Annotated in this window: 19 protein-coding genes; 6 read left to right on the forward strand and 13 right to left on the reverse strand. The window is 63.5% G+C overall.

What is annotated here, in order from left to right; all coding sequences use genetic code 11:
* The coding region (locus BA190_RS02175) for a chromate transporter (protein ID WP_068281960.1) at nucleotides 1-447 on the reverse strand (447 nt) is incomplete at its 3' end.
* Between the two features lie 106 nt (nucleotides 448-553).
* Between BA190_RS02175 and BA190_RS02180 the strand changes: the two genes are divergently transcribed.
* Entirely contained in the window at nucleotides 554-1453 is a 900-nt protein-coding gene (locus tag BA190_RS02180; protein ID WP_371260284.1) for a LysR family transcriptional regulator, read from the forward strand.
* 99 nt (nucleotides 1454-1552) lie between these two features.
* Here the strand turns inward: BA190_RS02180 and BA190_RS02185 are convergent, their stop codons facing one another.
* The 4 genes from BA190_RS02185 to BA190_RS02200 all read right to left on the reverse strand — a co-directional run bounded on the left by BA190_RS02185 (nucleotide 1553) and on the right by BA190_RS02200 (nucleotide 5782).
* Nucleotides 1553-2281 (reverse strand): SDR family oxidoreductase, encoded by a 729-nt coding sequence (locus BA190_RS02185; protein ID WP_068281962.1) that lies wholly within the window; start codon nucleotides 2279-2281, stop codon nucleotides 1553-1555.
* 121 nt (nucleotides 2282-2402) lie between these two features.
* Nucleotides 2403-3674 carry a sugar ABC transporter permease gene (locus BA190_RS02190; RefSeq protein WP_068281963.1) on the reverse strand — a complete coding sequence of 424 codons (1272 nt, stop codon included), beginning with the start codon at nucleotides 3672-3674 and terminating at the stop codon, nucleotides 2403-2405.
* Entirely contained in the window at nucleotides 3671-4522 is an 852-nt protein-coding gene (locus BA190_RS02195; RefSeq protein ID WP_068281965.1) for an ATP-binding cassette domain-containing protein, read from the reverse strand. The genes BA190_RS02190 and BA190_RS02195 overlap by 4 nt, the downstream gene beginning before the upstream one ends.
* A gap of 189 nt (nucleotides 4523-4711) precedes the next feature.
* Complete coding sequence (locus BA190_RS02200) at nucleotides 4712-5782, reverse strand: sugar ABC transporter substrate-binding protein (RefSeq protein WP_068281967.1); 1071 nt, start codon at nucleotides 5780-5782, stop codon at nucleotides 4712-4714.
* Between the two features lie 660 nt (nucleotides 5783-6442).
* On the opposite strand from BA190_RS02200, the gene BA190_RS02205 reads away from it, so the two are divergent.
* The gene (locus BA190_RS02205) at nucleotides 6443-7840 is read left to right on the forward strand and encodes a glycerophosphodiester phosphodiesterase family protein (RefSeq protein ID WP_082979392.1); all 1398 of its coding nucleotides are present in this window, start codon (nucleotides 6443-6445) and stop codon (nucleotides 7838-7840) included.
* A gap of 404 nt (nucleotides 7841-8244) precedes the next feature.
* On the opposite strand, the gene BA190_RS02210 is transcribed toward BA190_RS02205, so the two are convergent.
* The 5 genes from BA190_RS02210 to BA190_RS02230 form a co-directional block, all read right to left on the reverse strand.
* Nucleotides 8245-8988, reverse strand: coding sequence for a DUF2721 domain-containing protein (locus BA190_RS02210; protein WP_156771328.1), 744 nt, complete (start codon nucleotides 8986-8988; stop codon nucleotides 8245-8247).
* Nucleotides 8978-10210 (reverse strand): HlyD family secretion protein, encoded by a 1233-nt coding sequence (locus tag BA190_RS02215; RefSeq protein ID WP_068282299.1) that lies wholly within the window; start codon nucleotides 10208-10210, stop codon nucleotides 8978-8980. The genes BA190_RS02210 and BA190_RS02215 overlap by 11 nt, the downstream gene beginning before the upstream one ends.
* The gene (locus tag BA190_RS02220; protein WP_068281971.1) at nucleotides 10203-10664 is read right to left on the reverse strand and encodes a hypothetical protein; all 462 of its coding nucleotides are present in this window, start codon (nucleotides 10662-10664) and stop codon (nucleotides 10203-10205) included. Before BA190_RS02220 ends, BA190_RS02215 begins: the two co-directional genes overlap by 8 nt.
* Nucleotides 10665-10948: 284 nt before the next feature.
* The gene (locus BA190_RS02225; RefSeq protein ID WP_068282307.1) at nucleotides 10949-11506 is read right to left on the reverse strand and encodes a DUF1697 domain-containing protein; all 558 of its coding nucleotides are present in this window, start codon (nucleotides 11504-11506) and stop codon (nucleotides 10949-10951) included.
* 142 nt (nucleotides 11507-11648) lie between these two features.
* A complete protein-coding gene (locus BA190_RS02230; RefSeq protein WP_068281973.1) occupies nucleotides 11649-12131 on the reverse strand; it encodes a MarR family winged helix-turn-helix transcriptional regulator in 483 nt (160 codons plus the stop codon).
* 44 nt (nucleotides 12132-12175) lie between these two features.
* On the opposite strand from BA190_RS02230, the gene BA190_RS02235 reads away from it, so the two are divergent.
* Entirely contained in the window at nucleotides 12176-13690 is a 1515-nt protein-coding gene (locus tag BA190_RS02235) for an FAD-dependent oxidoreductase (RefSeq protein WP_068282311.1), read from the forward strand.
* A 76-nt stretch (nucleotides 13691-13766) separates the two neighbouring features.
* Here the strand turns inward: BA190_RS02235 and BA190_RS37160 are convergent, their stop codons facing one another.
* On the reverse strand, nucleotides 13767-15764 hold the full coding sequence (locus BA190_RS37160; protein ID WP_068281974.1) for an ABC transporter substrate-binding protein: 1998 nt from the start codon (nucleotides 15762-15764) through the stop codon (nucleotides 13767-13769).
* A gap of 435 nt (nucleotides 15765-16199) precedes the next feature.
* Here BA190_RS37160 and BA190_RS02245 point away from each other — a divergent pair, with 435 nt between their 5' ends.
* The 3 genes from BA190_RS02245 (at nucleotide 16200) to BA190_RS37035 (ending at nucleotide 23499) form a co-directional block, all read left to right on the forward strand.
* The gene (locus BA190_RS02245) at nucleotides 16200-17984 is read left to right on the forward strand and encodes an MFS transporter (protein WP_202908413.1); all 1785 of its coding nucleotides are present in this window, start codon (nucleotides 16200-16202) and stop codon (nucleotides 17982-17984) included.
* A 147-nt stretch (nucleotides 17985-18131) separates the two neighbouring features.
* Nucleotides 18132-22889 (forward strand): DUF3320 domain-containing protein, encoded by a 4758-nt coding sequence (locus tag BA190_RS02250; RefSeq protein ID WP_068282313.1) that lies wholly within the window; start codon nucleotides 18132-18134, stop codon nucleotides 22887-22889.
* 475 nt (nucleotides 22890-23364) lie between these two features.
* A complete protein-coding gene (locus BA190_RS37035) occupies nucleotides 23365-23499 on the forward strand; it encodes a hypothetical protein (RefSeq protein ID WP_256390517.1) in 135 nt (44 codons plus the stop codon).
* A gap of 45 nt (nucleotides 23500-23544) precedes the next feature.
* Here BA190_RS37035 and BA190_RS02260 read toward each other — a convergent pair whose 3' ends face one another.
* Nucleotides 23545-25104 (reverse strand): RimK family protein, encoded by a 1560-nt coding sequence (locus tag BA190_RS02260; protein WP_068281978.1) that lies wholly within the window; start codon nucleotides 25102-25104, stop codon nucleotides 23545-23547.
* 121 nt (nucleotides 25105-25225) lie between these two features.
* Nucleotides 25226-25708, reverse strand: a complete 483-nt coding sequence (locus BA190_RS02265; RefSeq protein WP_068281980.1) for a GNAT family N-acetyltransferase — start codon at nucleotides 25706-25708, stop codon at nucleotides 25226-25228.
* Between the last annotated feature and the right edge of the window lie 204 nt (nucleotides 25709-25912).

A 25912-nucleotide genomic window follows, 5' to 3' on the forward strand; every position in this document is an offset into this window, starting at 1 on the left:
GGCGGGATCGCGCCGTAGCGGACGCGCGACCTTGATCGCCATCGAAATGAGAAGCCCCGCCGCAGCCGCCGAAAGCCCTGCAAAGAGGTGCTGGATATGCGGGTCGGCGTGGAAGCGGTCATAGAGCACGCCAAGACCGATGACGATGGCTGTCGGGGCGGCGATCAGACCGAGGAGGGCGGCGCAGGCGCCGGCGACACCGCGGAAGCGCAGGCCGATGGCAACCGACATGTTGATGATGTTGCCGCCCGGCAGGAATTGGCACAGGCCCAGCAGGTCGGCGAATTCCTGCGCACTCAGCCAGCCGCGTTCTTCCACCACCATGCGGCGCGCCAGCGGTAGCACACCGCCGAAGCCGATCAGGCCCAGAGTGAGGAAGCCGCCGAAGAGGTCGGCGATATCGGGGGATTTCCTCTCCAGCGGAAGGGAAGGGCTTGCTGCGTCCATGATGGTGTCGGCCTGGCTTTGAGAATTTGGGCTGAGGCTAGGCTTCCCGATTCATCATGTCCAATATATGATAAAGGCAGTATCCATATCTAATGAGTATGGCATGATCGAACTGCGCCATCTTCGCTATGCCGTGGCCGTCGCCGATGAGGGGCATGTGACACGGGCGGCCGAGCGGCTCGGAATCCAGCAGCCGCCGCTCAGCCAGCAGATCCGCGTGCTGGAGCGTGCGGTCGGCGCGCCCCTGTTCCAGCGCCTGCCCCGCGGTGTCCGATTGACCGAGCCGGGGCGGGTGCTGGTCGAGCGGGCCCGGCTCGTCCTGCAGGATGTCGATGCGGCCCTGGAGGCGGCGAGGCGGGCGGCGCGCGGCGAACAGGGCAGGCTTGCGGTCGGCTACACGACCTCAGCCGCCTTCCATCCACTGGTCTCTGCCGTCGTGCGCGGATTGCGCGAGGCGGCGCCCGGCATCGCCCTCTCGCTAGAGGAGGGCAGCACGGGCGATCTCATCGAACTGCTGCGCGCCGATCGGCTGGACGCGGCCTTCGTTCGTGCTCCTGCCGCGAGGCCTGACGGGCTCATCGTCGAACCCCTCCATGTCGAGGAAATGCTTGTTGCCTTGCCGGACCACCATCCGCTTGCCGCAGCCTCCCTGCGGCGGCAACGCCTGTCGCTCGCTGCGCTGGCAAACGAGACCTTCGTGCTCAATCGCCGCCCCTCCGGCCCGGGCCTCTATGACGACATCATCGCGGCCTGCCGTGCCGCCGGTTTCAGCCCGATGGTAGGCCAGGAAACGCCGAGGATGGTCTCGACATTGAGCCTGGTTTCGGCTGGCCTCGGCATATCGATCGTGCCAGCGTCGATGGCGAAGCTTGAAACGAACGGCATCGTCTATCGGCACCTCGATGGTACGACGCGGCTGACCGCGCCGCTCTATCTCGCGCGCCGCGCGGACGAACCAAGCCCCAGCCTGTCGAAGTTCCTGGATATGGTGCGCCAGCGGGCCTGATTGCTATCCGGGGAGCATCGGGCCTGGGCGAGAATACGTGCTCTGCTCGAGAGTAGCTACGCTACGGTTCAGGAAGCAGCGCCCATTCCCGGCGATCTTTCACAGATCATTGGCCTGGGGCAGGATCACCAGATCGCGGATGGTGACGTTGCGGGGGCGGCTGAGCATGAACATCACCGCCGCGGCCACTTCGGTCGGCTGCATGAGGTCGCCGGCTGCCAGGGCCGCGTCGAGCTTGGCCTTGGGCCAGTCGCTGATCAGGGCGGTGACCACGGGACCGGGCTGCACGGCGCCGACGCGAATGCCGTGCTTGGCGACCTGCCGCCTGACCGTGTGGACGAAGGCCTGCACCGCATGCTTGGAAGCGGTGTAGATCGGCTCCCACACCACCGGGATCATGCCGGCTACCGACGAGGTGACGATGATGTCGCCGGTCTTGCGCTCCACCATATGCGGCAGCACTTCGCGCACCGTACGGAAGGCGGCATTGATGTTGAGGTTGAGCATGCGGTCCCAGGCGTCGGGATCGCCCTCGGCGACCTCCCCGCCGATATAGGAACCGGCATTGGCGTGGAAGATGTCGAGCTGGCCTGCCTTGTCGAGAATCTCCGGCATCATCCGCGACACGCTGGCCGGATCGAGCAGGTTGGTTACCACGGGAATGGCATTGGGGCCGAGTTCCGCGCAGATCGTCTTGAGAGCGTCCTCGGCGCGGTCGACGAAGACGACACGGGCGCCGGCCGCCAGGAGGGCCTTTGCGCATTCGAGGCCGATGCCCGAAGCCGCGCCGGTGATGGCCGCGACCTTACCCGAGAAATTCTGTTCCATGAATGGCGTCTCCTCCATCGGTTTCCGGGAGGATGCATGCCTCCCGCTACAATTTTGAGTGTCTTGGGAAAACGAGCCGGCAAGCCCTTGATCGGTAACGGCTTGCCGGCTTGGGGCCAGGTCAGGCGCGGCCGTGGGAGACGCGGGATCTGCGGGCCAGGGAGTCCACGATCACTGCGATGGCGAGCACGCCGCCGGTGATCATGTAGCGCAGCGAGGATGACAGATCGAGCAGTGTCAGCCCGCTCGAAATCGCCTGGATTACGATGATGCCGAGCAGGGCGGAATAGGCACTGCCCCGACCGCCGAACAGGCTGGTGCCGCCGATGACTGCCGAGGCGATGGCATTGAGATTGACCTCGCCGGTGCCGGCCTGCTGGCTGGCGGAGGCGAGGCGGGCGGCGGCGAGAATGCCACCAGTGGCTGCCAACCCGGCGCAGATCACGAAGGCCGAGGAATAGATGAAACGCACATTGATGCCGGCGCGCCGGGCCGCCTCGCGATTGCCGCCGACTGCGTTCATCGAGCGGCCCCATTTGGTGCGGGTCAGCGCATAGTCCATCGTCACGACCAAAGCGACGAACAGCGTGAACATCCAGGGCACGCCGCGATCCTGGTTGAGATAGAACACGATGAGCTCGAGCGCGATGGTGATCGCAACCGCGCGGATCAAGGTGAAGCTGAAGGGGCGGGCGGAGAGCCCTGCCTCGCGGCGGCGCGCCGAAGTGCGGAAGTCGGAATAGAAGATCACCGCGCCGGCAATGGCGGCGAGGGCGTAGGAGATGATGTGGGGCATCACCATGGTCTGGCCGAAATCCACCACTCCGGAGCCATAGGGCAGGTTGATGGAGCCGGTCGAGCCGAGCAGATAGAGCTGCAGGCCGAGCACGGCGAGCAGGCCCGCCAAAGTGGCCACGAAGCTGGGCATACCGAAGCGGTTGAACAGGAAGGCGTAGACGGCGCCGATGGCCATGCCGGCCAGGATCGCAGCGGGAATGGCCAGCACGACCGGCCAGTTCAAATTGACCCAGAGCACGCCGAGCAACGCGGAGGACAGGCCGCTCACCGAGCCGACGGACAGGTCGATCTCGCCCAGCATCAGGATGCAGACGATGCCGAGGGCGATCACGCCGACCGTCGAGCAGTCGAACAGCAGGTTGACCAGATTGTTGGCCGAGAGAAAGACCGGGCTCAAGCTTTGGAACACGATGCAGATCAGGATCAGGCCGACGATCACCGGCAGGAAGCCGAGGTCGCCCGAACGTACGCGTTCCAGGAAGGCGCTGATGGCGCCGCCGATGCTGTCGTCATGCTTCACGCGGACATCGGCGCGGTCGAGCGGCGTTTTGACAGTGCCCGTTTCAGAGCGACTTTGGTCGATGTTGCTGCTCATGGCCGGCTCTCCTGGCTCTGGCTCTGCGTGCCCTCGGTGGCGCTCTGTCCCTGAAGCCGCGTGGCGCGGCGGGATACTGAATTCTCGGCGGTGCCGGTGATGGCGCTGATGAGATCCTGGTGGGAATCCTCCGGCGTGAACACCCCGTTGTTGCGCCCGAGCCGGAGCACCACGATGCGATCGGCCACGGCGCGGACGTCGTCCATATTGTGGCTGATCATCACCACGCCGAGGCCGCGATCGCGCACGCGCTCGATGAGGTCGAGCACCTCGGCGGTCTGGGCGACGCCAAGGGCGGCCGTCGGTTCGTCGAGCAGGATGATCTTGGGCTCGAGCAGCAGCGAACGAGCAATGGCGACGGTCTGGCGCTGGCCGCCCGACAGGGAGGCGATCGGTTCGCGTACGCTGGGAATGCGGGCCGACAATTCGTTCAGCAGCTTCCAGGCCTTGATTTCCATCGAGACCTCGTCGAGCCGGTAGGGTTCGAGTTCGCGGCCGAGGAAGATGTTGGCGACCGAGTCGAGGTTCTCGCACAAAGCGAGATCCTGGAAGACGGTGGCGATGCCGAGATTGAGGGCGTCGCTCGGCGTCGAAAGCGTCACCGGCTTGCCGTGGAAGGTGATGGTGCCCGAGCTGGGCTGGTGGACGCCGGCCAGGACCTTGACCAGGGTCGACTTGCCGGCGCCGTTGTCACCGACCAGCGCCACGACCTCGCCGGCATGAACATCGAGCTCGATATCGGTCAGGGCGGATACGGCGCCGAAATGCTTGGAGACGTTGCGCAGGCTCAGGATGAGCTCGCCCGTGGGCGCACTGGCCGATGCGGAACCGGGAGAAAGGTCAGTCATGCCGGAGTCCTTTCATGGATGGATCGGGAATGCCTGGCTGCAGGAATGGTGCGGCAATGCCTCAAGCGCGAGGCCGGCAGCATAATGTGGCGCCGCACGGCCTCGAATGAAGTCTACAGCTGATAACAGGCGATGGCAGCTATGATCCCCAGGCCGCGCTTGAAGGCGGCCTGGGGATCCCCAATCTGCTTACTGGGTGATGCCGAGCTTCTTGCAGCCTTCGGCATAGCGGCCGCCGCAGAGCTGGTCGGCCGTGGCGATCTTCTTGTCGATGATCTCCGCCTTCAGGTTCTTGGAGGTCACGATGGCCGGCACGAACAGCTTGGAGGGCGTGTCGAACAAGGTGGCCTCCGCCTTGGGCGTCTTGCCGGCGAGGAGCTCGACGGCGACGTCGGCGGCGGCGGCGGCGACGATCTCGCTCGGCTTGGAGATGGTGTTGTACTGGTCGCCGGCGATGATCAGCTGCAGGGCGGCGAGGGTGGCGTCATTGCCGGTGACGGGCGGCACGGGGTCGACGCCGGCGGCCTTGAAGGCCGCGATGGCGCCGCCGCCGGTGCCGTCATTGGCGGCGACCACGCCGACGATCTTCTTGCTGAAGCGCGAGATCTGGCCGCTGGCCCATTGCTGGGCGTTGGAGGGCAGCCAGTTCGGCGTGTCGAATTCGGCCAGGGTCTTGTAGCCGCTATCCTTGAGGCCCTCATGGATGCCATCGCGGATCAGGCGGGCGGCCGCGTCGGTCGGCGAGCCGTTGATCTGCAGCACGCCGGTGTCCTCGGTCGGCGCCTTGGTCGCCTTCAGATGCTCGACCAGGGACTCGGCAATGGCCTTGCCGATCGCCTTGTTGTCGAAGGAGACGTAGAAATCGGCCTTGGCGTCGGGAATGGGGCGGTCATAAGCGATGACCTTGATGCCCTGGCTCTGCGCCTGCTTGACCATGGAAGCCGCGGCGGCCGAGTCGACCGGATCGAGCACGATGACCTTGGCGCCCTGGGTGATCACCGAGTTGAATTGCTGCTGCTGCTTGGAGATGCTGGCATCGGCGTTCTGGTAGAGCACCTTGCAGCTCTCGCACAGCTTCTTCATCTGGGCGACAAAGCCGGGATGATCGTGTTCTTCATAGCGGGTGGAGCCCTGGTCGGGCATGAGGAACGCGATGGTGGCGTCCTTGACGGCCGCATCCTGGGCCAAAGCCGAGGCGCTGCCCAGCAGGGACAAGGCCAGGACGGCCGCGCCGGTGGATTTCAAGGCGGTGAGTTTCATTCGGGCTTTCTCCCTTGGATATTATGATTGTACGAATGATCGACGTGACGTTGCGCGGCCGGGATTGGTCTTGCACCCGCCGCGTTCCGGGATGGAGCTTGGCGGTACAACGCATTGGCTGGCCGCAAGGTGCCAAGGCGCTGCTATTTTTTGATCAGCGTGTCAGGCTCCGTTTGCAGCGGCGGCGTAGTCGAATGGAACAAGCGGGGTGTCAGGGAGCGCCGGCGCGTTATCTGCCGGGCGCGATGCCCTTTCGAGCCGGGATGACATGGATCGGCGACGATGCTCGCAGCGCCTCTCCAGGACCGCTATCGGATGCCTGGGCATGACCGTCTCCCCCAAATGCGGCCGGCATGACCTTGCCGCTCTTGCTGTTGAGCCACCGGCTCTCCAGTGCCAGGAAGCTAACCCGTTGAGGAAACTACGTGCCACCACGTTTCACGGGTTGTGGTGATACTTTTTTGATCGCTCGGGTGCAGATCCGGCTGAGCTCTTCTCTGATTCTCATCCTCGGCTCAAAAACGCATGCCTCGAGAAGGGAAGACTGTGCCCGGCGCGCCGATCCGTTTCGCAGGTCATGCCGTTGTCAGAAAACTGGGACAAGAAGGCCGGGGGTTGGGCATTCACAGATCATGCGAGCGAAGGGTTGGAGATCCGGTCATGAGATATGGTTGCGCGCGATGGAATATACGCGTCGGTGTGGCTTTGCTTGGTACTGCCGTCCTGGGGCTTGCCGCACCGTCGGTGGTTTCTGCTCAATCCGATGCAGCACCGGCCGGGGCCAAGCCCTTCCTCACCCTCGACGGCAAGCCGCCGCTGGTGATCGGGCATCGCGGCGTGCCGGGCTTGGTACCCGAGGAGACCGAGGCCTCCTATGACCTTGCCGCGGCCCTCGGCACGGACGCGCTCGAAGAGGATCTACACCTGACCAAGGATTGCGTGCTGGTGGCACGCCACAACCCCTGGCTGAGCGACAACACCAACGTCGCCGAGGTGGCCAAGACCAATGCCGACGTCGCAGCGCGCAAGCGCACGGTGCCGGGAGTCATGGTCAAGGTGAAATGGGCCCAGACGCCGACCAGCGGGCCTGCCGAATATCTCACCGACCTGACCGATCCGGCCAATCCCAAATCGGTGCTGAAGTCTCTGGTCGTCGATGGCGAAGACCATACCAATGACTGGTCGATCGCCGATTTCACCATGGCCGAGCTGAAGAACTGGATCGCCGGCACCACCTATGACGCGGCCAATGAGCGGCCGAAGGTGTTCAACGGCAAGTTCCCGGTGCTCAGCTTCCAGGAGGTCATCGACATCGCCAAGGCCAAGAGCAAGGAAACCGGCCGCTCGATCGCCGTCTACCCGGAAACCAAGAACCCAACCTGGAACAATGCGCAGGCCATTGCCAATGGCTGTGGCGCGCCGGGCAGCCGCCCGCTCGAGGATGCCCTGATCAAGATCATCAAGGAGAATGGCCTCAATACTAAGGAAGCCCCCATCCTTGTGCAGAGCTTCGAGCCGACCAGCCTGCAATATATGCGCGAGCACGGTCTGGAGACCCGGCAGGTCCAGCTCATCGACGGGGATGGCATCGACTTCAAGACCGGCAAGGTTCTCTATGACGACATCACCAATTCGCGCCCCTTCGACTGGACGGTTTCGGGCGATGCGCGCTGGTTCGACGCCATGCTGAGCCCGGAGGGACTGGCGGAGATCAAGACCTATGCCGACGGCATCGGACCCTGGAAGCCCCAGATCGTCTCGCTCAGGATCTCGCCCTGGAAGGACAGCAATGCCGACGGCACGCCCTATAAGGGCTCGACGCCTGAGGCCTCGACCCAGGAAGCGACCAGCCTCGTCACCGATGCGCACAAGGCCGGCCTGTTCGTGCATGTCTTCACTTTCCGGAACGAGAAGAAATACCTGGCCGCCGACTATCATGGCGATCCGAGCCTGGAATATCTAAAGTTCTTCCGCCTGGGCATCGACGGGGTCTTCACGGACTTCACCCACACGGGTGTCGGTGCCCGCGCCGCCTATCTGCGCGAACTCGGCTGGTAGGAAGCTGTTCTCGCGAATCCGCATGAAAGCGGCAATGTCGACGTAATATCGACCCTCATAAATCTTGACCGGAGTGTGTAGGTAGAACGCTGTCATTCCCGGCGCCGCCGAAGGCGGCGGGAAGAAAATCCAGGGCTAGAGCATCGCACCGAAAAGTGGGTACCGGTTTTCGGTAAAAAAGATGCGGCAACAAGGAATTACAGCATCGAGCCTGATTCAGAAATCAGGTTCGATGCTGTAAAGTCTGTGGTCGCTAGCCCCTGGATCCCCTTCCCCTCGCTATGCTCGGCCGGGGATGACGAGCCACGTATTCCGTGGGTTGGTATCATCGCCATCCGGCACACCGGCCGGATGGTTGGTGGCTTGCATAGGGCGGTACCATGGGTCGGCAACTCCACCCCGCCTCACATTTTGGATTCTCGGCTTGACGCGCTGAAAGTTCCGGAGTGCCCGTATCGCCTGTCGAAATCCTTGATGGCGATATTGAGTTCGCGGAAAAGGCATATCAGCGCGTGGGCAAACAGCATGATCGCCATCATGAACAGGAGAGAGGCTCCCCACTCGCGCTGCATGCCGATCAGGGCGTTGAAGAACACGATCAGGATAACCGTTGCCACGCAGATGCCGGCGGCAACGATCGAACGAATGCCATGATAGAGCAGGCGTCCTCGCCGGGTCAGCCACGTGGCCAGGAGCGCGCGATCCTCCCCGTCGAGATGTGCCAGGGTCTTTTCCTCGAGTTCACGCAGGCGATCGCTGACGCGCCAAAGCCGGCTCATCAGAAGCGTCAGGAAGGAGGCGACCGCCATCAATAGGAAGGCCGGCGCCAGCGCCTGGGGGGCAATCAGCGAAAAGCGCACGCTGGTGATCCGCAATGCGGCAGCACTCAGCCACTCATAGACGTCCGCCGACATGGTTCCGAACCCTGCTCTGAAGTGAAGCGCCCTGAGATTACCCGGGCGGATTTCGTCAAGGTAGGCGCCGAAGGGGCAGGCGTCCATTGCAGCGGCATGACCGGCCCGGGCCTGCCGCAACGATTTGACGACCGGCCCGCGCTCAAAGCTCCTTCGATGCGTGCAGGGTTTCGCGATGTTGCGAGGGGGAGCCGTTCGGCTTTGGGGGGCTCCTGCGCGCTCCTCAATGCCCACCCAGCACCAGTGTCTGCACTGGCAGCAGGACGGCCTGGATCCGCAAAATCATGGCATGGACCAGGCCCGTCGCATCGACCGCATGCAGGAAGATCTTGCGGCCGGTGCCAGTCTCCGGCGCCTCGATCTCGTCATGGTTGTTGCTGTAGGCGTTGGCGATGCAGTTGCTGCCAGGTGGCACCCCATTGAGTTGTCCCGGATAAAGTGGCTCCAGCACAGCCGTGATCGTACCCTGACGCGCAAGTTGCTGAGCATCGACCAACTGGTCTGAGGCTCGCACCTGCCCTGAGGCGATGACATCCTGCACATCGGTGATGACCATCGGGATGATGGTGAAGGGTTTGCCGATGCAGGTCGCCTCGGCGATCATGCCTGGCTTGATGACCTGGGCTTCGATCTGGCCAAAGCCGGCGATCAGGGTCGTACGCCCGGCATTTTCGGGCACCATCACGCCGGCGGGGCGCAGCAGCGGATTCACCACCTCGCCAACCCGGAGCGTGAATTGCTGAACCGTACCGGCAACCCCGGCACGTACCACGGTCTTGTCCAGTTCGACCCGAGCCTGCTTGGCCGCAGCTTGAGCGCTTTCCTTTTGGGCGGGCAGCAGCGTCGAAATCTTGGTCTGCAGGCTCTGCTTGTTGGCGACAGCTGCGGCCACGGCGCCGCGGTTCCCCTCCACAAGCTGGCGCAGTCGATCGATCTCACGCTGTGCCACCGTGCTGGCATTGCGTTGCTGCAGCTCGAGTTGGCGGCCTAGATCGTCCTGAGCCTGCTGTAACGTGGCTTCAGCTGTCTGGATCTGACCGTCGGCGGCAGCGAGTTCGGTGGTCGAAACCGTCATCTGGGCATCGATCTCGGCCACACGCTTGTCCGCTACCTCCAGTGCGGCCTCCTGGGCCGTGCTGTCGAGGCGAAAGAGGGGGTCGCCCGCTTTGACCTTCTGGAAGCGGCTTACATAGACCTCGGCAACACGCCCGCCTGTTTCAGGCAAGATTGTCACCGTGCGGAAGGCGGTCGAGGCATTGGTGGTCGAGGGGTGGAAATAGAAGATCATGGTGATCAAGGAGACGGTCAGGATCAGGCAAGCCGTGATTCCCCGGCGCAACTCGAACCACATCGAATAGAGCGTGATCTCGCGCCCGATCCTCTTGCCTTGTCCATAACGGCGATAGAGATAGTCCGGCAGGATCGTCACCAATGAGCAAAGCAGAAATTCAAGCATGGTCAGGCCCCCCGCCATTGCTGCTCGTTGTCGGCGAGCGGCTCTGCTCCGGATTGGCACTGTCCGTGGTCGATGATGGGAGGGCGGATGGGGCGGTATGTGACGCTCCCCGCTGCGCCATGGTCTTGAGTGAACGCGCCATCGACGCCAGCGGCGACAGGAAGTCGGGAATCTCGATCATGGCCAGCAGCAGTGCCGCGATCCAGAACAGATGATTGTGGGTGAACAGCGAGATCAGTCCGAGGACCGCCACGATTTGCAGTTGGACTTTCTGGGTCTCATGGGCGATCTGCTCAGGCAAGGCGTGCAGGCGCAGATAGAAGGTGCCGACGGCGAATACCACGACCACCAGGAATATCAATACGAAATTGAACAGTATATCTGTCTGTCCTGGCGCGGTTATGAAAGAAGGCAGGTGTTTTATTGCTGCCGGATGTATAGCAGTCTCTCCCATGGCGCCCTCCTTTATTGCTTTCTATGTCAGTTTTTCTAATATACCTCTTAATTTATTTGTTGAAAAGTATCTTGTATTTTTGTGATCTGGATAAGAGTTGGCGGAATTCTCTATTGAGAGTGCAGGCGAAAGTTCAAATCGCTCTTGAGAATGTGCAGCTCACGTCGCGATCAAGCCGGGTTCCGAGCCGGGACGAAAAGATTTACTAGAGCGTCAGATCTACGGTGGAGTTTTATACCACCTATCAGAGGTCCAAGACATCTAAAGTGTCTGCTGGCACGAGATCACGATGCTCTCTGGGGCGTGGCTCCGGACATGCTCCGAATATTCAGCACCGTGTTCCAGTTTCGGCCGGTCACCAGCGTGCCCAGATGGCGCTCGATCAGCTTGGTTGTGAGCTTGGAGCGGCCGATACCGTCCGGATAGTGCGCGTAGAGGTAGCGCTCGCCGGCGGCAATGCGCTCAGGACCTGTAATCGCTGCCCTCAGGGTCTCGACCGCTGCTTGCGGGATGTCCTGCTTGCAGGCAAGCGCCAGCAAATGGGCAGGATCGGCCTTGGCTTCGGCCATGAAGGGATTGGCATCGATCAAGGCCTGCCATTCGGGCAGGGTGCGGATCATGAAGGCGGCCGGCACCCCGAAGGTCTCGGCAACGGCCTGCTCCCAACGCGCCTCCAAGGCTTGCGTGGCGGCCTCGCTCGCCTCGAAGATCAGATTGCCGCTCTGGAGCAGGGTTGCAACCCCGGTAAAGCCGAGGCTTTCGCCGAGGGCGCGCAGTTCGGCCATCTTGACCGTGGAGTTTCCTCCGACATTGATGGCGCGCAGCAAGGCGATGTAGCGCATGATCGGGTCCTCGATGGGCAGCACACGATGTTGGGGCCGCTAGCCAGCCTCGATGTAATGGATGTGACGCGAGCGAATCCAGCACGGACTTGGCGTGGGTGGTCAAGCCAATTCGGGCTTCACGCGGCAGGTGTCCCGCTGGTTATTCAGGGGAGGTGGCGTTGATGCCGTCCGCGAATTTACGCATGAGCCGAACGAGTTCCTGAACATCATCCTGGCCCCATTCGGCAAAGATTCTACGGCCCATCTTCTCGCGGGCAGCATCGACCAGATCGGTCATGGCCTTGCCCTTGGCCGTAATGGTCGCCTCGCGAATACGACGATCGGCAGCACTGCCCTGACGATCCACCAGGCCGAGGCTCTCGAGTTTTGCCACCTGCCGGCTGACCGTCGTGTAGTCGCGCCCCACGCGATCGGCCAATTCCACCACGCCGATGGGACCGAGGCGTTCCACCATGACCAGCAGCGGAAAAAGAGCGCGATCGAGAGAGATGCCGGCCGCCCGCACCATCGCCTCATCGCGTTGGGGGCGGTTCATCACGCTGACGATATCGATCAGCGCCCCATGAAGCTCGCGCAGCAAGGTGCTCATATGTGTATTTTGCACATTATTGATTGACGGCATGTTCGGACTCCTATTATGTGCATATTACACATATGGAGACGATCATGACAGGGCAATCTGCAGTTGATGTTCTCATTTGCGGGGCGGGGGCGGCCGGGTTGACGCTGGCGATCGACCTTGCGCGGCGGGGCGTATCCTTCCGGTTGATCGAGAAAAGGGACAAGCCGTTCCACGGGTCGCGCGGCAAGGGCATCCAGCCGAGAACGCTGGAGATCTTCGAGGATCTGGGGGTTCTCGATCGGATTGCTGCGGCGGGAGGTCCCTATCCCCGGCAACGCCACTATCACGATGACGGCGGTCACAGCGATTCCGAGATCATGGAGCAGCAGGCACCGATACCGGCCGAACCATATCGTACCCCGTTGATGCTGCCGCAGTTTCTGACCGAGAGCATTCTGCGGGATCGTCTCGCAGAACTGGGACATCGCCCTGAATTCGGGTCCGAACTGGTCGGCTTCGAACAGGACGAGGCTGGCGTGGCAGTGCGGATCGTCGGTGTGGCGGGCGAAGAGAATGTTCGGGTGCGCTGGCTTGTCGGTGCCGACGGTGGCCGCAGTTTCGTGCGTCAGGCGCTTGAGTTGGGCTTTCCCGGCAGGACGCTCGGCGTTCGCGCCATCGTCGCCGACGTGGCCCTGGCCGGTCTGAGCCGGGACATCTGGCATCGTTTCGGGGACAAGGACATGCAGCGGCAGATCGCGCTTTGTCCGCTTGCGGGAACCGACCTCTTCCAGATCCAGGGGCCGGTTCCGCTTGACGGTGAGGTCGACCTTTCCGCCGAGGGGCTGAATACCATGGTGGCGCAACGCACCGGCCGAAACGACATCCACGTGATTTCAGTCTCCTGGGCTTCGGCTTACGGCATGAATGCGCGGCTCGCCGATCGATATCGCGTCGGGCGCGTCGTCCTGGTCGGGGATGCGGCCCATACCCACCCGCCGACAGGCGGGCAGGGGCTCAATACCAGTGTGCAGGACACCTATAATCTCGGCTGGAAACTGGCTGCCGTTCTGGGTGGCGCCCGCGATCGACTGCTCGACACCTATGAAGAGGAGCGCCGGCCCGTCGCGGCGTCCATGCTGGGACTTGCCACCAAACTGCTGGATGATCTCAAGCGTGGCGAGATACAGCGTGGCCGCGAGACCCAGCAGCTCGATATCGGTTATCCCAAGTCGTCGCTGGCGATCGGGCGGCCAACACGAGATGGTGGCGTGCTAGCGGGAGATCGGGCTCCGGACGCGCCGGTCCGGGGCGCGGCGGGGCAGTCCATGCGCCTGTTCGACCTGTTCAGGGGCCCGCACTGGACGCTGCTCGCGTATGAGGCGAACCGGGCCGCCTTGCCGCCACGCTGCGGGCTGCATATCCACCACATCGGCGAAGGGGGCGACATCGTCGACCATGCTGGCCATGTCGGCGATATCTATGCTCTCAGGCCGGGTGATTGGGTGCTTGTAAGGCCCGATGGCTATGTTGCCGCCATCCTTGCTTCCGCGGAGATGGCAGTGCTGCAACGCTATCTTGAGGAGGTAGGCCTCGGCCGGCCGGAACAGGCGCAGCCATGATCCGCTTCCGTGGAATGGCGAGCTCGGTGGGGGCCACATGAGCTTCGCTGTCCCGGCCAAGGCCTCATTCAAGGCCTCATTGCGGTGCGACGAAGAAGAAATCCGCCGGCGGCAGCGAGCCGTAGACATAGGGTTCCTGGCGGTTGCCGGTGATGTCGAGCACGTCCTGGCGCACGAAGCGGAAGATCTTGTTGATCTCCACGCCCGGCTCGACCAGGCGCTTGGCAAGCGAAAGGGCGAACGGGCTGTTGGCCTGATCGCCATCGGCGGCCGTGGTGCCCTCCTTGGCGGAATAAACCACCAGCGTGGCGCCGGCCGGTTCCACGCGCGATAGGCCGCGATCGATCGAACGGCTCGCCACGCTGCGCCTCATCTGCGCGATGAACGGATTGTTGCGGCAGGCATCGAGCACCACGAGCTTGAGCTTGCGTGCCCCGTCGAGCGTGCTCATCACCCGCTCCAGCGGAACGGCTTCATCGGGAACATCGCGGTCGGATTCGAGCACGGCGTCCAGCGGGATCAGATAGTTCTTGTTGTCCACCTCGATGCCGTGGCCGGCATAGTAGATGACGGCCCAGTCCGATTGGTCGGCCTTGCGCGCAAAGGCTCTCAGTGCGGCGATCATGCCGGCGCGATCGAGGTCATGCACAACCGTGACGTCGTCCACCCCGGTTTGGCGCAGTGCCTGCCCGATGAGATCGGCATCGCGCAGCGTGTTTGGCAGCTGGGATACCGAACGATAGGCGGAATTGCCGATGACCAAGGCGACGCGACGAGGCGCCGGGCCGGTTGTATCGACGACGGGGGCTGACTTGGCGACGGGGACGGTCTTGGCGACAGGGATAGTCGTGGCAACGGGAGCCGTGTCGACCGCGGGAGCCGGTTTCGACGTATCCTGGGCCGTTTCGATCGCGCCGCCGGCATTGTCCGGCGGGGTGTCGGACACCGCCACAATCGGTGCCTGTGGTTCTGCCGGCTGATAGGTGATGGTGCCGTCGGTGCCCTTCTGCCAGCGATAGACGATCAGGTCGGGCGTGGTGCGATCGCCCTTGGCGTCGAAGGCGATGTCGCCGAGCACCGTGCGGAAGGGCTGGCCGCCATGCATGGCTTCCGCCATGCGCCTTGGATCCAGCGTTCGGGCCTGTGCGGCAGCCTGCTGGAAAACCTGGACCGCGGCGTAGGTGTAGAGACCATATCCTTCCGCCAAGTCGGGGGCGGCGCGGATGATGTCGGCAGCCGCAGGGTTTTGGCCGGGTGGGGGAGGAAAGGTCATCAGCGTGCCGATCACGGCATCGCCGCCAATGGCGGGAAAGTCACTGCCGATCAGGCCGTCGCCGGAAAACAGCACCGTCTTGAGGCCCCGTTCGCGCAGCTGCCTGAGAATGAGAGCCGCCTCGGTGTAGAGGCCACCCCAGAGCAGGAGGTCGGTTCGAGCCTTGCCCAGCCGGTCGACGATGGCGGAATAGTCCTTCTCGCCGACATCGACACCAGCCTCCAGCACCGGCTTGAACCCCGCCTGCGCGAAGGCATCGCGGGCGCTGTTCGCCAGACCCTGGCCATAGGTGGTCTTGTCGTGCAGGATGGCCACCCTCTTGCCCTTGAAATTCCTGGCGGCATAGTCGGCCCAGACGCTGCCCTGGCGATCGTCGCGGCCCGTGACGCGGAAGACGTTCCACAGGCCGCGCTCGGTGACCTTCGGATTGGTGGCGGAGGGCGAGATCATGAGCATGCCGCGCTCGGCATAGATCTCGGAGGCCGGAATGGTGACGCCCGAGTTGAAGTGACCCACCACCAGCCTGACGCCCTGAGACGCAAGCTTGTTGGCGGCCGCCACGCCTTGCCTCGGGTCTGAAACGTCGTCGGCGATGACGATTTCCACCCGCTGGCCGGCGATACCGCCCTTGGCATTGATGGCCTTGGCGGCCGCCTCGGCGCCCTTTCGCATCTGCTCGCCGAAGACGGCGTTCGGACCCGTCATCGGGCCAGCCACGCCGAGCTTGATCTGCGCCCCGGCCGGCGTTCCGGTCGAAAGGCCGATTGCCAGGAACAGGCAGGTCAACCAGGCCATCCGCATGGCGGTTTCCTTTCGACGTCCGGAAAGATCTCAACCAAAGGTTGTGGATGATCATAAGGCATCGCAACCGACTTCGACAGTCATGCCGGTAACACGCAATCGGTTGGCGGCATCGGTGTAGCAGGGAAGTGGCGAACATGATGTCCGGTCTGCACAGCCGAACGCCTTAACGTTGCTAAGTATAACTCGAATCACGATTTGACGCTGCCAAGTATCTATGAAACCGTCCGAATTTAGGCCCGTGGTTTTTCCGGACAGAGTCGCCGGCGCGTGCCGAAGCTTGATTGAACAGCGTGACGATCGTCTGAGGATTCCGCGCTTCAGGCATCGTCCACCGGCGTCAAAGCCGACAACGGACCGGTCAACGGCCGATGAGGAAACACGACATCCGGCACGGGTGCGCTGGGCTGTGCCCGGCCGGCGGGGAGAGCATCGATGTCAGTCAGTACGGCAAGTGTGGACCCTTCGGCGCCGATGAGCAGGGAAGACAAGAAGGTTATCTTCGCGTCTTCTCTGGGCACGGCCTTCGAATGGTACGATTTCTTCATTTATGGCTCATTGGCGACCTATATCGCCGCCCATTTCTTTTCTTCGCTCAGCGAGACTGCAAGTTTCCTTGCCACGCTGCTGGCCTGGGCCGCAGGCTTCATCGTCCGGCCTTTCGGGGCTCTCGTCTTCGGCCGCGTGGGCGATCTGGTCGGACGCAAATACACCTTCCTCGTCACCATCACGTTGATGGGCGCCTCGACCTTCCTGGTCGGCCTGTTGCCCAGCTATGCCTGGTGTGAGCAAAATCTCGGCGTCGGCGCCATCGCGCCGACCATCCTGATCGGGCTGCGTATCGTGCAGGGCCTGGCTCTCGGCGGTGAATATGGCGGGGCCGCAACCTATGTGGCCGAGCACGCACCGGCCGGCAAGCGCGGCCTTTATACCGGCTGGATCCAGGCGACGGCGACCGGTGGCCTCTTGCTCTCGTTGATCATCATCCTGCTGATCCGGCAATATATGAGCGATGCCGCCTTCAGCGACTGGGGTTGGCGCATTCCCTTCTGGATCTCGATCATCCTCTTGCTGGTCTCAGTCTGGATCCGCATGCAGCTCGCCGAAAGTCCGTCCTTCGTCAAGATGAAGGCGGAGGGGGCGACCTCCAAGGCGCCCCTGAGCGAGGCCTTCCTGAAGTGGTCCAACCTCAAGATCGGCCTGATCGCTCTGTTCGGCATGGTCGCCGGCGAGGCTGTCGTCTGGTATTCCGGGCAGTTCTACGCCTTGCTCTATTTGACCAAGACCCTGCGCGTGGATCTCACCACTGCCTCGCTTCTGCTGGGCGTCGCCCTGGCGATCAGCCTGCCGCTCTACGTGTTCTTCGGGTGGCTCTCCGACAAGATCGGCCGCAAATGGATCATGCTGCTGGGCTTCCTCCTGGCAGCGGTGTTCTACCAGCCGATCTTCAAGGCCATCACCCACTACGCCAACCCGGCGCTCGAGGCCGCACTCGCCAAGTCGGCCGTCAGCGTCGTCGCCGACCCGGCCGATTGCTCGGTGCAGTTCGATCCGATCGGTACCGCCAAGTTCACTTCGTCCTGCGACGTGGCCAAGAATTTCCTGGCCTCGAGTTCGGTGTCCTACACCAATGAGGCGGCCGCACCGGGGACGCCGGCTTCGGTGAAGATCGGCGACACCGTAATCCCGTCCTATGTCGCGACAGGCCTCGATGCCGCCGCTGCCAAGGCCAAGAAAGCCGAGTTCACGACAGCGCTCTACAAGGCCTTGAAGGACCATCAATATCCGGTCTCGGAAAAGGCGGCGCCCGTGAAGGATGCCAGCGGCGCCGTCGTCAAGAACCCGGATGGCACCGACAAGACCGCCACAACCTATGCGATGGCGCCGGCCGATCCCTCCGCGATCAACAAGCCCATGCTTGTGGTGATGCTGATCGTGCTGATCGTCCTCGTCACGCTGGTCTATGGCCCGATGGCAGCCGCCCTGGTGGAGCTCTATCCCACCCGCATCCGCTATACCGGCATGTCCTTGCCCTATCATATCGGCAATGGCTGGTTCGGCGGCCTGGTGCCCTTCGTGATCTTCGCCATGGTGGCGGCCAGCGGCGATCTCTATTACGGCCTGTGGTATCCGATCGTGGTTGCGGCGCTGACCTTCGTGATCGGCATGCTGTTCGTGCCGGAAACCAAGGATCGTGATCTCGACAATATTCCGTCCTGATCGTCCGGCAAACAGGCTCGGAATCGGCGCGGCACCCCGGTGTCGCGCCGTTTTCCATATGGTGAGGTATTTTGTGCCGGCCAGCGGTGTCACGCTGGAAAATTGGACCCCCGCCAGTATAGACTTCGCATGGAGGGGTTCGAATCGATGCCTGACAATCCGGTGCGCAAGCGTCTGCTGGAACAGCGGCAGGCTTTGCTCGACCTTGGCCTGCGCAATCGGCTGATCAACCTGCCGATGCGCACCAAGGGCGTGCGTACCATCGAGATCGTCGAAGCTCAGGCGGCCGAAACCTATGGTCTGCTGGCGGCTGGCAAGGCACTGACTTTCCTGCCCGGACAAGAGCCGCAGGAGGCGGTGCAAGGCGAACTGGCCATCGAAGGCACAGCCCCTTCAGCACAGGCACCGCCGGAGGCCGCGCCGAGCCGCGAAGCGCCGGCGCCCAACCGGCTGCAGACCCGCCTGGCCGCCGAAGCCCTGCAGAAGCGCCTGTTCGACATCTGGTACGATGCCCGCACCATCGAGGAAGAGCAGGGCGTCAACATCCTCTACCTAGCCTTCGGCCTGCTGCGCTGGTACGAGGACGACAAATCCGACATCGCTCGCCATGCGCCGCTGGTGCTCCTGCCGGTGCGTCTCGACCGTTCCAGCGCCGCCGAGCGCTTCACTTTGCGCATACGGGACGAGCCGGCCTCGCCCAATCTGTCGATCCAGGCCAAGCTGCGCGGCGATTTTAGCATGGTGATCGAAGACTTCCCCGACGAGGACGAGGTCGACATTTCAGCCTATGTCGCCGAGATCGCCAGGACCGTCTCGGGCAAGGCGCGCTGGGAGGTGTTGCCGGACGCGATGGTGCTCGGCTTCTTCTCCTTCGCCAAATTCCTGATGTATCGCGACCTCGATCCGGACAATTGGCCCGAAGGTAGCGCCATCCACGAACATGGACCGGTGGCCGCGCTGCTGGGGGAAGGCTTCGAGGCCTTCGAGCCGATCGTCCTCGATGGCCAGCCGATCGATCCCGTAATACCGCCGCCGGCACTCAACCACGTGCTGGACGCCGATTCATCGCAGGCCGTCGCCATCGAGGAAGTGCTGCGCGGGCGCCATCTGGTGATCAAGGGCCCACCGGGCACCGGCAAGAGCCAGACCATCGCCAATATCATTGCCGGAGCGGCCCTGCAGGGCAGGAAGGTGCTGTTCGCAGCCGAGAAGATGGCGGCGCTGGACGTGGTGCATCGGCGGTTGCGCCAGGTCGGGCTCGGGCCGATGACGCTCGAACTGCACTCGACCAAGGCCAATAAGCGCCTGCTCCTGGAGGAATTGCGGCGAACGCGTGAACTTGCGCTGAAGACGCCGGTCCAGGATCCCGGCGTTACCGGGCGCCTCGCCGAGACCCAGAGCGGTCTCAACCGGCACGCGGCGATGCTGCACGAGCCGATGAGGCCGAGCGGACTTACGCCTTACCGGTTGCTGGGCCAGCTCGTCGCCTTGCGCGAGGCCGGCGGCCTGCCCGGCTTTGCCCTTGATAGCGCCAGCCGATGGAGCGCCGAGCAGGCGCGCGCCAACAAGGAGCTGATGGCCGAACTCGCCGAACGCCTCGGTACGGTCGGGGAGCCCTCTGCCAGCATCTGGCGCGGGGTCAGGCGCGATGCCATCGATCCCGCCGAGCTCGAACGGCTCGCCGGCCTGATGCGTAGCGTCGAGGCCGATCTGGAGGCGGTGGAGGAGGCGGCAGCCGGCGTCATCAGGGATTTTGCCCTCGAAGTGGTGACGATCCGCGACCTCGACGCCGTCTGGCGCGCCACCTGCGCGGCGGTGTCGCTGCCCGCCCATGCCGATCGGCGCCTGCTGGCCCAGCCCGTGTGGCGCGAGGATGCCGGCGCGCTCGGCGAGCTTGTCGCTCTCGGTAAGGCCTATCGCAAGGTCGTCGACACGATGGCGCAGGTCTATCGCGCCGAGGCCTGGACGGCGGATCTGCGGCCGGTCCGAGAGGCCTTCGCCGTGCATGGTGCATCCTTCCTGCGCTTCTTTTCGGGTCGCTATCGCAGTGCCAAGGCCCAGTTCAAGGCCCTGCTGGCCACCGAGATGCCCGGTGACCTCGCCAGGCGGCTCCAGCTTCTCGACGGCATGATCTCCGCACAGGAGCTTCGGCGCCGTTTCGAGAGCCAGAAGGACATGGGCGCCCGCGCCTTCGGTACGCTCTGGGCCGGCGAGAAATCCGACTGGGAGCGCCTGCAGGCGATTACCGACTGGTGGCGCGACCACCGTCATCCTGCGCTCGCTCCCGATTTCCTGGATCGGCTGGCTGCCCGGCCGGGCGGCCGCGAGCTCGGCGCCATGGGGGCGGTGATCGTACAGAGCGTGCCACGCCTGTTCGAGGATCTGAAGACGCTCAGCGATTTCCTCGATTACGACCTGGAGGGAGGCCACGGCATCGCCGATTGCGCGGATCTGGAGGTCGCGGTTCTGGCGAAGCAACTGCGCCTCTGGCTGGCCAATCTCGAAAGCATCACGCGTTGGATAGCGTTTACCCATCGCTGCGGGGTGGCGCGGGCGGCAGGGCTTGGTGCTCTCGTCGACGGCTTGTTCGGTGGCCGCATCCCCGGGGACCGCTTGGTGGCGACCTTCGAGCGTGCCTATTACGAGGCCTTGCGCGAAGATCTCTTTGCCCGGCACCCCGATCTCAAGCGCTTCGACGGCGAATTGCAGAATCGCACGGTCGAGCAATTCCGAGCTTTGGACAAGGGGCGCATCGCCCTGGCGCGCGAGAGCGTGGCGCTCAAACATCTGCGTGAACGTCCGGTCGCGGCTGGTGGCATCGGGCCGCTCGGCGTGCTCAATGGCGAGTTCGCCAAGAAGCGCAACCATCTGCCCATCCGGCAATTGCTCGACAGGGCCGGCCCGGCCATCCAGCAGTTGAAGCCGGTGATGATGATGAGCCCGCTCTCCATCAGCCAGTTTCTCAAGCCCGGGGCGCTCAGCTTCGACCTGCTCGTCATCGACGAAGCCTCGCAGGTCGAACCGGTCGATGCCCTCGGCGCGGTGGCGCGCGCGTCTCAATTCGTCGTGGTGGGCGACGAGCGCCAATTGCCGCCGACACGCTTCTTCGCCAAGCTGACCGGCGAAGTACCTGAGGAGGAGGGCGACGAGGAGACCTTCAAGGCGAGCGATGCCGAAAGCGTGCTCGATCTCTGCCTCGCCAAGGGCATGCCCTATCGCCAGCTCAACTGGCACTATCGCTCCCGCCACCAGTCGCTGATCACCGTGTCCAATCGCGAATTCTACGACAATCGCCTGTTGGTGGTGCCGAGCCCGCATGCCGGCGGCCGGCTTCCCAACGGCGCGACGGGCGGCGGCGAGACGATGGGCCTGATCTTCCGTTATCTTCCCAAGGCCGTCTACGATCGCGGCAATAGCCGCACCAATGCCGAGGAGGCCCGGGCCGTGGCACAGGCGATCATGGCGCATGCCCGCCATCGCGCCTCGCTCTCGCTCGGCGTGGCCACCTTCTCGGTGGCGCAGCGCCAGGCCATCCTCAAGGAACTCGAACTGCTGCGGCGAGAGAGCCCCGCCACCGAGATCTTCTTCAATCGGGAAGGCAACGAACCTTTCTTCGTCAAGAACCTGGAGAACATCCAGGGCGACGAGCGCGACGTCATCTTCATTTCGGTGGGCTATGGCCGCAGCACCGAGGGCTATCTTGCCATGAGCTTCGGCCCGCTCAATCTGGACGGCGGCGAGAGGCGGCTCAACGTGCTGATCTCGCGCGCCAAATATCGCTGCGAGGTGTTCTCCTCCATTCGCGGCGAGGATATCGATCTGGCGCGCGCCGATGCGCGCGGCGTTGCGGCGCTCAAATTGTTTCTCGACTATGCCGAGACCGGCCGGCTCGGCACTCCCGTCGAAACCGGCAGGGCACCCGATTCCCTGTTCGAGGAGCAGGTCGCCGACCAGCTACGCGCGCGCGGGCACAAGATCGCACACCAGATCGGCAGTTCCGGTTTTTTCGTCGACCTCGCGGTGGTGGATCCCGATCGGCCGCAGCGTTTCCTGCTCGGCATTGAATGCGATGGGGCGCAATATCATGCCTCCCGCTCGGCCCGCGACCGCGACCGGCTGCGCCAGTATGTGCTGGAAGGGCAGGGCTGGGTGGTCCATCGCATCTGGTCGACGGACTGGTATCTGCGTCCCCGGGAGGAACTCGGCAAGGTCGAAGCCGCGATCGAACGGGCGAAGGCTGTCTGGCGCAAACGGGACGAGGAGCTCGCCGTGTCGGCCGAGCCGGAAAGTGCGGCGGAAGAAGAGCCGTTACCGCTGCCGATCGACGAGCCGCTGGCCACGCCCGAGGAGCCTGCCCCGTCTTCGCCTACCTGTCCCTATGTCGAGGCGCGCCTTAGCATGACGGGCACGGCAGAACTGCACGAGGTGCCGACGGCACGCATGGCGGCCTATGTCGTCGGCGTGGTCGAAATCGAGGGGCCGGTGCATGAACAGGAAATCGTGGCGCGCATCCGCGATTCCTTCGGTTTGGCGAGGGCTGGCAACCGGGTGCGCGAAGCGGTGCAGGACGGCATCGACGTCGCCCGCGTGACCGGCAAGATCGTCGGCGGGCCTTTCTACAGGCTGCCGGAAGCGCCGGTGGTCCTGCGTGACCGCTCCGCGGTGGAAAGCGCCGGCCTGCGACGTCCCGACATGCTGCCCAATGAAGAAGTCGAAGCGGCCTTCCTTGCCGTGATTGCCACCAATTACGGGGCGCCCCGCGATGCACTGATCGTGGCGGCTGCCCGCTTGTTCGGCTTTGCGGCGACCAGTTCCGTGCTGAAGGAGCGGCTCGACGACGTGTTGACGGTGATGCTCTTCAAAGGGCAGCTGAAGCTGCAGAACGACCTGATCGTCAGCGGTTGAGAAGGCCTCTTCGGAGGAGCACGGTCATTGGACCGGAGACCGTGAAGGCGTTTTTTCGAGGGCTTTTCCGGCCGGTGCGGATTTGAGACCCGGTCTCGAAAACGGATGGTCCCATCGCGGCGAAATCGTGACGCTGTTAATCTCTTTTTTTCCATATTTTCAAAGTGATGCGCAGGTCTTTGAAACTTGGCTCATCAGGAAACACTTTAACACGATCCGGCCATCGCTCAGACACGTCCTGGAAAGGTTTGCCGGGCATGATCCAGCCCTCGTTACGAAGGGTCGTGTCATGTTCTACGCGTTGCTGTTCGCTTTGGCCTCGGCCTGCTGCCTCTATTATGTCAGCTACGACATCTGAAGGCGCTCGACGCTTCGCCCTGACGGCGGTCCCGGCATTCGCAACGAAACTTTACATGGCGGACCGAGGGCAGAAGCATCCAGGCCCGATACTGCATTCTCCATCAGGAGAATTGCCGTGTCGTTTCGAGCCAATGCCGTTTCGGTCTTTCTGCAGGGAGCATTGACGAGCCTTGCCGCCCTCCTGGCGGTGAGCACCATGCTTGCCGTGCTCATCATCGCCCTTCATGAAGGGGTGGTGCATCTCTTGTAGTGATCGGAGGCGCGCGAACCGCAAACGCCCCCAATATTCATCGCCTCAGGAGCCGGTGTCGCGCAGATCATGCACCAGTCGAGGGCGGTGGATAGCCCCGGAGGGAAGCGCAGGCGCGGGCGGACGATGGCGGGCATCGACCAGGGCCTGGAAGTGAGAGAGCAGTTTGCGGTAGAGCCCCTCGCCGGCGGCGGCATCCTCCAGGCCGAGATCGATATTGGGATTGTCGTTGACCTCGATGACCACGACCCCCGATTTGGTCTGCTTGAGATCAACCCCATAGAGGCCGGTGCCGATCAGTCCTGCCGCCCGCACCGCCGGTTCGATCACTTCGCGCGGCACCTCCTCGACCGGTACGGCCTGGGTGCGGCCCTCGGTGTAGGCTCCGGCCTCGCCGTGCTGGATGATCTGCCAATGGCCTGAGGACATGAAATATTTGGCAGCGAAGATCACCTCGCCGGCGAGAATGCCGATGCGCCAGTCGAAGGGCGTGTAGACATAGTCCTGCACCAGGATGAGGCCGGACTGCTTGAACATGGCCGCGGCAATCTCCTGAAATTGCTGCCAGTTCTCGGCCTTCTTCACGCTGAGGCTGAAGGCTCCGTCAGGCACTTTCAGCACTGCGGGATAGGTCAGCTGCGTTTCGAAGCCCGCCAGTGTGCGGCGGGTGAGGAAAAGCGTGCGGGGCGTGGCGATGCCGTTGCCGCCGAGGAGTGCCGACAGGAAGGCTTTGTTGGTGCAGCGCAGGATCGAGCCGGGGTCGTCGATCACCGGCATGCCCTCGCTGGCGGCCTTGCGGGCGAAACGGAAGGTGTGGTGCGCGATCGCGGTGGTCTCGCGAATGAACAGGGCGTCGAACTGAGTGAGGCGCGGATAGTCCTTCTTCTCGATCAGCTCCACGGCAATATCCATGTCCTGGCCGATCCGCACCATGGCCTGGAGGGTCTTCAGCTTGGAGGGCGGCAGGGGATCCTTGGGATCGTGCAGGATTGCCAGGTCCATGCGCGGGCCACTGGCCGAAGGGACGTGACGCCAGGGGCGCCGGCAGAAGCGGGCGAGGCCGTCGAGAAACAGGCTGTCGCGGGCCGGGTCGACATCGCGCGGGTCGAGCGGATGCAGGGCGGCAATCTTCCAGCCGGCGCCGCCTTCAAGGCGTTCGAGGTCGATCGCCAGCAGGGGGCAGCGGAACAGTTCGAAGCTGCGGCTCGCGAACTCCGCCAGCCCCCGATCTTCGACACCGCGATCCTCGACCTGACCGAAAAACACCTGGATGCGCATCGCATTCACCGCCCGGGGTACGGAGGCGAGCGGGCCGAGGCAGCGCTCCAAGCCGGCAAGCTTCTGGGTCTGCACTGCCTTGACCTGCAGGTCGGTGATCGCCTCCATGCTCGGCGTCACCCGTTCGCCGCGCGCTTCGGCGAGCAGGGACACGTAGTAGCCGATGCTGAGATAGGCATAGCTGCGGCACAGATTGATGATACGGCGGGGCCGCTGCAGCAGGCCTGGTCCTTCCGCGATGAAGTCCTGCGCGGTGATCACCCGGACACCGGGGACGGACCAGCGAAAATCACTGGATTTTTCGACAATGATCAGTTGAGCGGGCATTGGTTGCTTTCACGAAGGGAAGGTCGGTGCCCGGCGTTGCGGCCATCTGGCCCGTCTTTCGCCGGCAGTTTCAAGAGGATGAAAGATATGTCCAGGCAAGGGCTTAAGGTTGCAGGCGCATCTACTGCAACGCACTTTGCCTGAGGCAGTCGCGGTCGATCAGGCGCTGGAAGCGAATGGCTTCGGCCCCGTCTTCGTAGTAGTTCGCCACACGGCGGAAGGGGCGAAAGCCGAGGCGGCTGAACAGGGCTTGGGCGGGCAGATTGTCGCTGCGCGTCTCCAGGCGCAGCAGATGGGCGCCGATCCCGGCGCTGCTGGCCATGGCCTGTTGGAGCAGTGCCTGGGCAATGCCCTGCCGACGGGCACGTGGCGCCACGGCAAGGGAATAGAGCCGCGCGACGGCCGTGCGGCGATTGGTGAGGACGACGCTGCAGCCCGTGAGGCCCTCGGTATCGTCGCTGACGATGACGAGGGCGGAAGGGCTGGTCAGCAGATGGCGCCAATCGCGACGGCTGATGCGATCGCCGGCGAAGGCCGCGTTTTCGAGATCGACCAGGGCGGGAAGATCCGCCGAGCCCGCCTCGCGCAGATAGGGTACGGTCATGTGCGACAGACAGATTGATATCGACAATGACCGTGAGGGTAGGGGGTCGGCGCTGCCCCAACAAATCAGGATTGCATAAGGAAACGGGTGTGAGGCCGATTCCAGTATTCCTGCCATGTCATTGAAAAAAATGTTTTTTCGGCGTTCGGCGCTCTCGGTTTTTCAGGTCAGGCGTTGGTCAATTCTGGCTGTTTTGGCCTGAGC

The sequence above is a fragment of the Labrys sp. WJW genome (assembly GCF_001676615.1).
In the GTDB taxonomy this organism is placed as follows: Bacteria; Pseudomonadota; Alphaproteobacteria; order Rhizobiales; family Labraceae; genus Labrys; species Labrys sedimenti.

Coding starts and splice junctions, on each gene's coding strand:
- BA190_RS02185 (WP_068281962.1), bottom strand. CDS start 2,281: ATGGAACAGAATTTCTCGGGTAAGGTCGCGGCCATCACCGGCGCGGCT.
- BA190_RS02190 (WP_068281963.1), bottom strand. CDS start 3,674: ATGAGCAGCAACATCGACCAAAGTCGCTCTGAAACGGGCACTGTCAAA.
- BA190_RS02195 (WP_068281965.1), bottom strand. CDS start 4,522: ATGACTGACCTTTCTCCCGGTTCCGCATCGGCCAGTGCGCCCACGGGC.
- BA190_RS02200 (WP_068281967.1), bottom strand. CDS start 5,782: ATGAAACTCACCGCCTTGAAATCCACCGGCGCGGCCGTCCTGGCCTTG.
- BA190_RS02205 (WP_082979392.1), top strand. CDS start 6,443: ATGAGATATGGTTGCGCGCGATGGAATATACGCGTCGGTGTGGCTTTG.
- BA190_RS02215 (WP_068282299.1), bottom strand. CDS start 10,210: ATGCTTGAATTTCTGCTTTGCTCATTGGTGACGATCCTGCCGGACTAT.
- BA190_RS02220 (WP_068281971.1), bottom strand. CDS start 10,664: ATGGGAGAGACTGCTATACATCCGGCAGCAATAAAACACCTGCCTTCT.
- BA190_RS02225 (WP_068282307.1), bottom strand. CDS start 11,506: ATGCGCTACATCGCCTTGCTGCGCGCCATCAATGTCGGAGGAAACTCC.
- BA190_RS02230 (WP_068281973.1), bottom strand. CDS start 12,131: ATGCCGTCAATCAATAATGTGCAAAATACACATATGAGCACCTTGCTG.
- BA190_RS02235 (WP_068282311.1), top strand. CDS start 12,176: ATGACAGGGCAATCTGCAGTTGATGTTCTCATTTGCGGGGCGGGGGCG.
- BA190_RS37160 (WP_068281974.1), bottom strand. CDS start 15,764: ATGCGGATGGCCTGGTTGACCTGCCTGTTCCTGGCAATCGGCCTTTCG.
- BA190_RS02245 (WP_202908413.1), top strand. CDS start 16,200: ATGTCAGTCAGTACGGCAAGTGTGGACCCTTCGGCGCCGATGAGCAGG.
- BA190_RS02250 (WP_068282313.1), top strand. CDS start 18,132: ATGCCTGACAATCCGGTGCGCAAGCGTCTGCTGGAACAGCGGCAGGCT.
- BA190_RS02260 (WP_068281978.1), bottom strand. CDS start 25,104: ATGCCCGCTCAACTGATCATTGTCGAAAAATCCAGTGATTTTCGCTGG.
- BA190_RS02265 (WP_068281980.1), bottom strand. CDS start 25,708: ATGACCGTACCCTATCTGCGCGAGGCGGGCTCGGCGGATCTTCCCGCC.